6 protein-coding genes and 1 pseudogene are annotated in these 6,743 nt (G+C 65.4%); 3 read left to right on the top strand and 4 right to left on the bottom strand.

Features of this window, described 5'->3' with window-relative positions; all coding sequences use genetic code 11:
• Positions 1-66: 66 nt before the first annotated feature.
• A pseudogene (locus JMF90_RS17810) lies at positions 67-1,044 on the top strand (NRAMP family divalent metal transporter); the annotation flags it as partial.
• Here the strand turns inward: JMF90_RS17810 and JMF90_RS40785 are convergent.
• A complete protein-coding gene (locus JMF90_RS40785) occupies positions 1,002-1,559 on the bottom strand; it encodes a hypothetical protein (RefSeq protein ID WP_374104242.1) in 558 nt (185 codons plus the stop codon). The pseudogene JMF90_RS17810 and the gene JMF90_RS40785 overlap by 43 nt on opposite strands.
• Before the next feature lie 723 nt (positions 1,560-2,282).
• Between JMF90_RS40785 and JMF90_RS17800 the strand changes: the two genes are divergently transcribed.
• Together JMF90_RS17800 and JMF90_RS17795 are read left to right on the top strand one after the other, a co-directional pair.
• A complete protein-coding gene (locus tag JMF90_RS17800; protein WP_034175559.1) occupies positions 2,283-2,564 on the top strand; it encodes a hypothetical protein in 282 nt (93 codons plus the stop codon).
• Positions 2,565-2,940: 376 nt separating this feature from the next.
• Positions 2,941-3,855: a manganese catalase family protein gene (locus tag JMF90_RS17795; RefSeq protein WP_201317479.1), complete on the top strand. Its 915-nt coding sequence runs from the start codon at positions 2,941-2,943 to the stop codon at positions 3,853-3,855.
• A 199-nt stretch (positions 3,856-4,054) separates the two neighbouring features.
• On the opposite strand, the gene JMF90_RS17790 is transcribed toward JMF90_RS17795, so the two are convergent.
• From JMF90_RS17790 to groES, 3 genes are all read right to left on the bottom strand, one after another.
• Positions 4,055-4,342, bottom strand: a complete 288-nt coding sequence (locus JMF90_RS17790) for a hypothetical protein (protein WP_027809463.1) — start codon at positions 4,340-4,342, stop codon at positions 4,055-4,057.
• Between the two features lie 116 nt (positions 4,343-4,458).
• Positions 4,459-6,081, bottom strand: a complete 1,623-nt coding sequence (gene groL, locus JMF90_RS17785) for a chaperonin GroEL (protein ID WP_077220351.1) — start codon at positions 6,079-6,081, stop codon at positions 4,459-4,461.
• 80 nt (positions 6,082-6,161) lie between these two features.
• On the bottom strand, positions 6,162-6,479 hold the full coding sequence (gene groES, locus JMF90_RS17780) for a co-chaperone GroES (RefSeq protein ID WP_006482399.1): 318 nt from the start codon (positions 6,477-6,479) through the stop codon (positions 6,162-6,164).
• Between the last annotated feature and the right edge of the window lie 264 nt (positions 6,480-6,743).

Raw genomic sequence — 6,743 nt, 5'->3', positions numbered from 1 at the left:
CCTTCCGGCATCGGCACGTACTCGCAGGCGGGCGCCCAATTCGGCTTCGAACTGCTGTGGTCGCTGTTGCTCACGTACCCGCTGATGACGGCCATCCAGCTGGTCAGCGCGCGAATCGGCCGCGTGACGGGCAAGGGTCTCGCGTCCAACATGCGCAAGCACTACCCGCCATGGCTGCTGTACGGGACGGTCGTGCTGCTGATCACGGCCAACGTGATCAACATCGCGGCCGACCTGTCGGCCATGGGCGCGGCCGTCAATTTGTTGCTGCCCGGCCCGCAGCAGCTCTACATCGTGTGCCTCGGCGGCGTGTCGGTCGCGCTGCAGGTTTTCGTCCCGTACGACCGCTATTCGCGATTGCTCAAATGGACGGCGCTGACGCTGCTCGCCTATGTCGCGGTCGCCCTCATCGTGCCGGTCAGCTGGGCGGAGGTCGGTCGCGCGATCGTGCAGCCCCACGCGCAGTTGAGCGCCGCGTATCTGACCACGCTCGTCGCCGTGCTCGGCACGACCATCAGCCCGTATCTGTTTTTCTGGCAGGCGTCCCAGGAAGTCGAAGAATTGCGCGCCGTGCCGGACGCGCGGCCGCTGCGGCGCATGCCGCACCAGGCGCCCGCCCAGTTGCGCCGGATCAGCTTCGACACGTGGTTCGGCATGGGCGTCTCGAACGTGATTGCCTTCTTCATCGTGCTGACGGCGGCGGCCACGCTCAACGCGCATCACATCGACGTCAAGACGTCGGCGGATGCCGCGCGGGCGCTCGAGCCGCTTGCCGGTCATTTCGCATACGTGCTGTTTGCGCTCGGCATCGTCGGCACCGGCCTGCTCGCGCTACCGGTGCTCGCAGGGTCGGCGGCCTATGCGGCGGCGGGCACATTCCGCTGGCGCAACAGTCTCGCGCTGCAGTTGGGCGTCGCGCCGGAATTCTATGCGGTGATCGTATTGGCGATCGTCGGCGGAATCGCATTCACGTTCATGCATTTCGACCCGATCCGCGCGCTTTACTGGAGCGCCGTCATCAACGGCGTGAGCGCCGTTCCGATCATGGTCGTGATGATGCTGATGGCGAGAAGCAAGCGGGTCATGGGCGAGTTTGCCGTCAGAGGCGCGCTTGCATGGGGAGGATGGATCGCGACGCTCGCGATGGCAATCGCGGCGATGGGCGTGTTCGTGCCCGGATAGAAGCGGCGGCGTGAATTCGAAGCTTTGCTGTTCGATGCGGCGCGCACCCGACCAGAGATCGAGCAACCGCTGCGGCACGTCGGCCGCCGGCAGCACGATATCGATGCGCGCCATGGCAATCGCGTGCCGAGGCATCTCCGCATGCTCGGCGTCGTCCGGTGTCTGCGCGAGCGTGATGTCCGCCAGCGTCCGAAAGAAGTGATCGATCGTGAACGGAGCATCGTCGACTGGTCCCGACTGTGGCAACGAAGGCAACCGTCCGACATCTCGAGCTGCATGCCCCGTGCGATCACGTAGATGTGGTTTTTTTCGATCGATACCGTGGACGTCACCTGATGCACCGGCATGCCCGTCGTGCGCTGCAGGACAGCGTCCATATGACTGACCTGCTTCGGCGCGAGATGGACGACGACGAACGCCATGTCCATGTTCGTCGGCGCACTCTAGAAAAGGTCTGCAACGCCGTCGTACCGCCCGCCGACGCGCCAATGCCCACTACCGGAAACGACAGATGGCTCTTCAACGTCGCGAGCGATGGAGGCCGCTCCTTGTGCGTAGGCGCTTGCCGTGCCATTGACTTCTCCTGAGGGTGTGGTGGGACATCGTGTACCGGACGCCGAGCGATAGCGGGTCGTCGCGCTCGTCCGGTCGTCCCACGATCCCGCCCGCGATACTGCCCCCTGTGCTTCCGTACGCAGTGTAGGGCGCCGGCAAGCGCGCGAGCGCGCCTGACTGAAGGCTTGCAATCCTCGTGTGGTAAAGGGCCCGGGGCATGTGCGCGCGGGGGCGTCGAGATACCCCGCAAAGACCGCCGCGGCCGCACGTCGGGGTGTCACCGGAACGTCATTCGTGCCGACATACCATCCACCTCGGCTTGCGAAACGCGACGGGTTTCCTCGACTGCCAGCGGGAACGAATCGTGCTCCCGCTTCGGGCCGTCGAAACCAATTTATTTTCTTTGACGAATACCGTATTAACAGCGAATATTCGCGTCGATCAAGCGATTAGTACCGCTCAAAAACAAAACGAAACGATGCTCGCTCATGCAATCGGGGACGTTACGCTGCTTCGCCAACAGATACCGAATCGAAGGGGAAGAAATGACGCCGTTTTCCCAGGATGTGAGCATCAAGCAAACCGCCGCCGTCTCCAAGGCAGCCACGCCGTCGCCCGTTTTCTGGAAAGCGGGGCCGCTCGTCGAAACCGCTCCGCCCGAGCCGAAATCCGCAACGCCGGACCTGCGCGATTTCTTCGCCGCCGCCGCGTTGCAAGGATTGCTGTCGCGCGACGCCGGGCGCAACGTGTCGACGATCGCCGACTACGAATCGAAGCGCGCGGTCAGCGCCTATCGGCTCGCCGACGAAATGCTGAAGGCGCGATGAACCAGCACGCCGGCCGGCGCTAGGCAGGCCCGCCGGCCACACGATCTTCAGCACGACGACGACGAACGCGGGCGTCATCGTGACGAGCCCGTGCGCCCAGGCCAGACTCCGGCACCCCATGAAGCCCCACCTGATCATCTGCCCGGCCATCGTGCCGACAAATGCAACCGCTTGAAAATCCGGCAGCACGCGATGCACGCTCGTACTGCAGCCGACGCCGCCCCTCCCGTGTGCCGCGTCCTTGCATCGGCGGCAGTCCGCTCCGTACGCGAGAAGCGACTCGTTGCGAACCGGTCGCGCCTTCGTCATCCGCACGGGATCGATTCGTGCTGTTTCGACACGGCGAATGTCGCGCAACCCTTTCCACGGAGATGCCATGTTCATCCACAACACACGGCTTCAGTACACGGTGCGCGTGGGCGCGCCAAATCCCGGCCTCGCCAACCTGCTGCTCGAGCAGTTCGGCGGCCCGCAGGGCGAACTCGCCGCCGCGATGCGCTATTTCACGCAGGCGATCACTGAAGAAGACCCCGGCCGCAAGGACATGCTGCTCGACATCGCGACCGAGGAACTCAGCCACCTGGAGGTGATCGGCTCGATGGCCGCGATGCTCAACCGCGGCGCCAAGGGCGAACTCGCCGAAGCGGTCGACGAACAGGCCGAGCTGTATCGCAAGCTGCACGGCGCGGGCAACGACAGCCACGTGACACAGGTGTTGTACGGCGCGGGCGCGCCATTGACCAATTCGGGCGGCGTGCCGTGGTCGGCCGCGTACATCGACACGATCGGCGAACCGACCGCCGACCTGCGCTCGAACATCGCGGCCGAAGCGCGCGCGAAGATCATCTACGAGCGGCTCATCAACGTGTCCGACGATCCGGATATCCGCGACGCGCTCGGCTTCCTGATGACGCGCGAGGTGTCGCACCAGATGTCGTTCGAGAAGGCGCTGTATGCGATCACCGCGAACTTCCCGCCCGGCAAGCTGCCGCCGAAGACGCCGTACGATCACGTGTACTTCCGGATGCAGCCGGACGCGGCGCCGCTGGTCGGCCCCTGGAACCACGGCGGCGAACTCGAAATCCGCCCCGCCGAACCGGCGGTCGATGGCGGCACCGGGATTCCGGAAGGCACGCTCGACGCGCAGCAAGCGGATGCCATCGAAGCGCTGGCGCAGCGACTCGCATCCGATCCGAACAGCGACCCGGTGACGGGCGCCGAACTCGGCGCGGGCCCGCCGGCCCTGCAGGGGCGCAAGCCAGGCAAGCCGGACAAGCCAGACGGCGCCTGAACGAAAGCTCGATGACGGGCGCCCGAGCGTGATCGCGGGCGTCTCTTAGATTTAATATGGATAACGAAATGGAAACAAGTGCCGTTGGGCGGGAGGGTTCTCGTCTATCAGCGTGTGACTTGGATGCCGACGCACCGTCCAGACGGCAGGAGCCGCATGCCTGATGCATCGCCGACCGTGCGCGCGCGTTCGACCCGCATCAGGCGCCCGCTTCGCCCGGCCCGGCCTGGTCGGTCTGGTCGGCCATCAGGTACTGAATGACCAGCGTCGGATCGGCGATGTCGAGAATCAGGCGGCGCATCACACGCTTGCGCATATGGTCGTCATCCAGCGTCCACGGCCCCGCCGCGTCACCGAGGTAGCGGCCGATCGCGCCGCGATGGTCGCCGTCGGGCGGCAGGCCGAGCCGCGCCGCGAGCAGGCCGGCGATGACGTCGTCGAGTTCGACGTGCAGCGGCCTGGAATCGATCGAAAGTTCGAGCTTCATGGTCGGTCTCGCAAACATGAAAAAGCGGCGCGGCGCGTCCCCACTGTCGCGCGCGCCGACCAAAGCCGCTCCGGCCAGCGGCTGTTCGACGATCGCAGGCAGGCCTGCGACGCCGGTCAGTAGCCGAGTTCGGGCGCGGGAGCCGACTCGGCGCTCTCCTCTTTCGGCGCCTGGGCGACGGTCGCATCGGTCGTCAGCACCAGGCTCGCGATCGACGCGGCGTTCTGCAGCGCGGTACGCGTGACCTTGGTCGGGTCGACCACGCCTGCGTCCACCAGATCGCCGTACTCGCCGGTCGCCGCGTTGTAGCCGAAGTTCCCTTTGCCTTCGAGCACCTTCGAGATCACGACCGACGGTTCGTCGCCGGCGTTGGCCGCGATGACGCGCAGCGGCGCTTCCAGCGCACGCAGCACGATCCGGATGCCGGCATCCTGGTCCGCATTCGCGCCCCGGATGTCGGACAGCGCCGCGCGCGCACGCAGCAGCGCGACGCCGCCGCCCGGCACGATGCCCTCCTCGACCGCTGCACGCGTCGCATGCAGCGCATCGTCGACCCGGTCCTTCTTCTCCTTCATTTCGACTTCGGTAACCGCGCCGACCTTGATCACCGCCACGCCGCCCGCGAGCTTCGCGACACGCTCCTGCAGCTTCTCGCGATCGTAGTCGCTCGTCGCTTCGTCGATCTGCACGCGAATCGACTTCACGCGCGCGTCGATGCGCGCCGCATCGCCCGCGCCGTCGATGATGATCGTGTCGTCCTTGCGCACCTCGACACGCTTCGCACTGCCAAGATCCTCCAGCGTGGCCTTGTCGAGCTGCTTGCCGGTTTCCTCCGAGATGACGGTCGCGCCGGTCAGGATCGCGAGATCCTCCAGCATGGCCTTGCGTCGGTCGCCGAAGCCCGGCGCCTTGACGGCGGCGACCTTCAGGATGCCGCGCATCGAATTCACGACGAGCGTCGCGAGCGCTTCGGCCTCGACGTCCTCGGCCACGATCAGCAGCGGCTTGCCGGCCTTGGACGCCGCTTCGAGAATCGGCAGCAGGTCGCGGACACTGGAAATCTTCTTGTCGTGCAGCAGAATCAGCGCGTCGTCGAGATAGGCCGCCTGCTTCGCCGGATCGTTGATGAAATACGGGCTCACGTAACCGCGATCGAACTGCATGCCTTCGACCACGTCGAGTTCGTTCTCGAGCGACTTGCCGTCCTCGACGGTGATCACGCCGTCCTTGCCGACCTTCTCCATCGCGTCGGCGATGATCTTGCCGATCGCCTCGTCCGAGTTCGCGGAAATCGCGCCGACCTGCGCGATTTCCTTGTGGGTCGAAATCGGTCGGGACAGCTTGCGCAGCTCGTCGAGCACCGCGCCGACGGCCTTGTCGATGCCGCGCTTCAGATCCATCGGGTTCATGCCGGCCGCGACGTGCTTCATGCCTTCCTGCACGATCGCCTGCGCGAGCACGGTGGCGGTGGTGGTCCCGTCGCCGGCCACGTCGGCCGTCTTCGACGCGACCTGCTTGACGATCTGCGCGCCCATGTTCTCGAAGCGGTCCTTCAGCTCGATTTCCTTCGCGACCGACACGCCGTCCTTCGTGATCACCGGCGCGCCGAAGCCGCGCTCGATCACGACGTTGCGGCCTTTCGGGCCGAGCGTCACCTTCACCGCGTCGGCCAGCACGTTCACGCCCTTGACGATCTGCTGGCGCGCGCCATCGCGAAATTTCACGTCTTTTGCAGTCATTTTCTTGCTCCGGATACAGTCGTTGAACGGGATGCCGCGCGCAGCGGGTACACACCCGTGCGACGCGGTCGAATCGGCATTCAGGCCGCTTTCCTGGCGGCCGGCGATTCGGGTTCGAGCACGCCCATGACGTCCTCTTCGCGCATCACGAGCAGTTCCTCGCCGTTCACCTTCACGGTCTGGCCTGCATATTTGCCGAAGAGAACCTGGTCGCCGACCTGGAGCTGCAGCGGGCGCTGCGAGCCGTCCTGGAGCAGCCGGCCGCTGCCGACTGCAATCACTTCACCCTGCTCGGGCCGTTCGGCGGCCGAATCGGGAATCACGATGCCGGAGGCCGTCGTCCGCTGCTGTTCGATTCGCTTGACGATAACCCGGTCGTAGAGGGGACGAATCTGCATTTTCATCTCCTGAGCGATGAGATCACCTGAAAAAGGGAATCCGTCGGCGCATGCACGCGCAAGGGCTGCGCTGCGCCGGCGTGCCATCGATTGGCGAAAAGCGAAATAGTGGCGGGCAGGCACGCTTCAAGAGGGTGACGAACGCCCAATATGTAACAAAATGTTTCATCGCGAAATCGGCGTTCGCACGACCGGCGGTTGTGTCGAGAGGCTCTCCGTGACGAGCGGCAACACGGCCTCGACGGTCACTGCTGCGGGCCACGC

Origin of the sequence: Burkholderia sp. E168m23 (genome assembly GCF_016586125.1) — a bacterium.
In the GTDB taxonomy this organism is placed as follows: domain Bacteria; phylum Pseudomonadota; class Gammaproteobacteria; order Burkholderiales; family Burkholderiaceae; genus Burkholderia; species Burkholderia orbicola.
The sequence above is the reverse complement of the archived record's forward strand: the minus strand, read 5'-3'. Positions and strand labels throughout refer to the sequence as shown.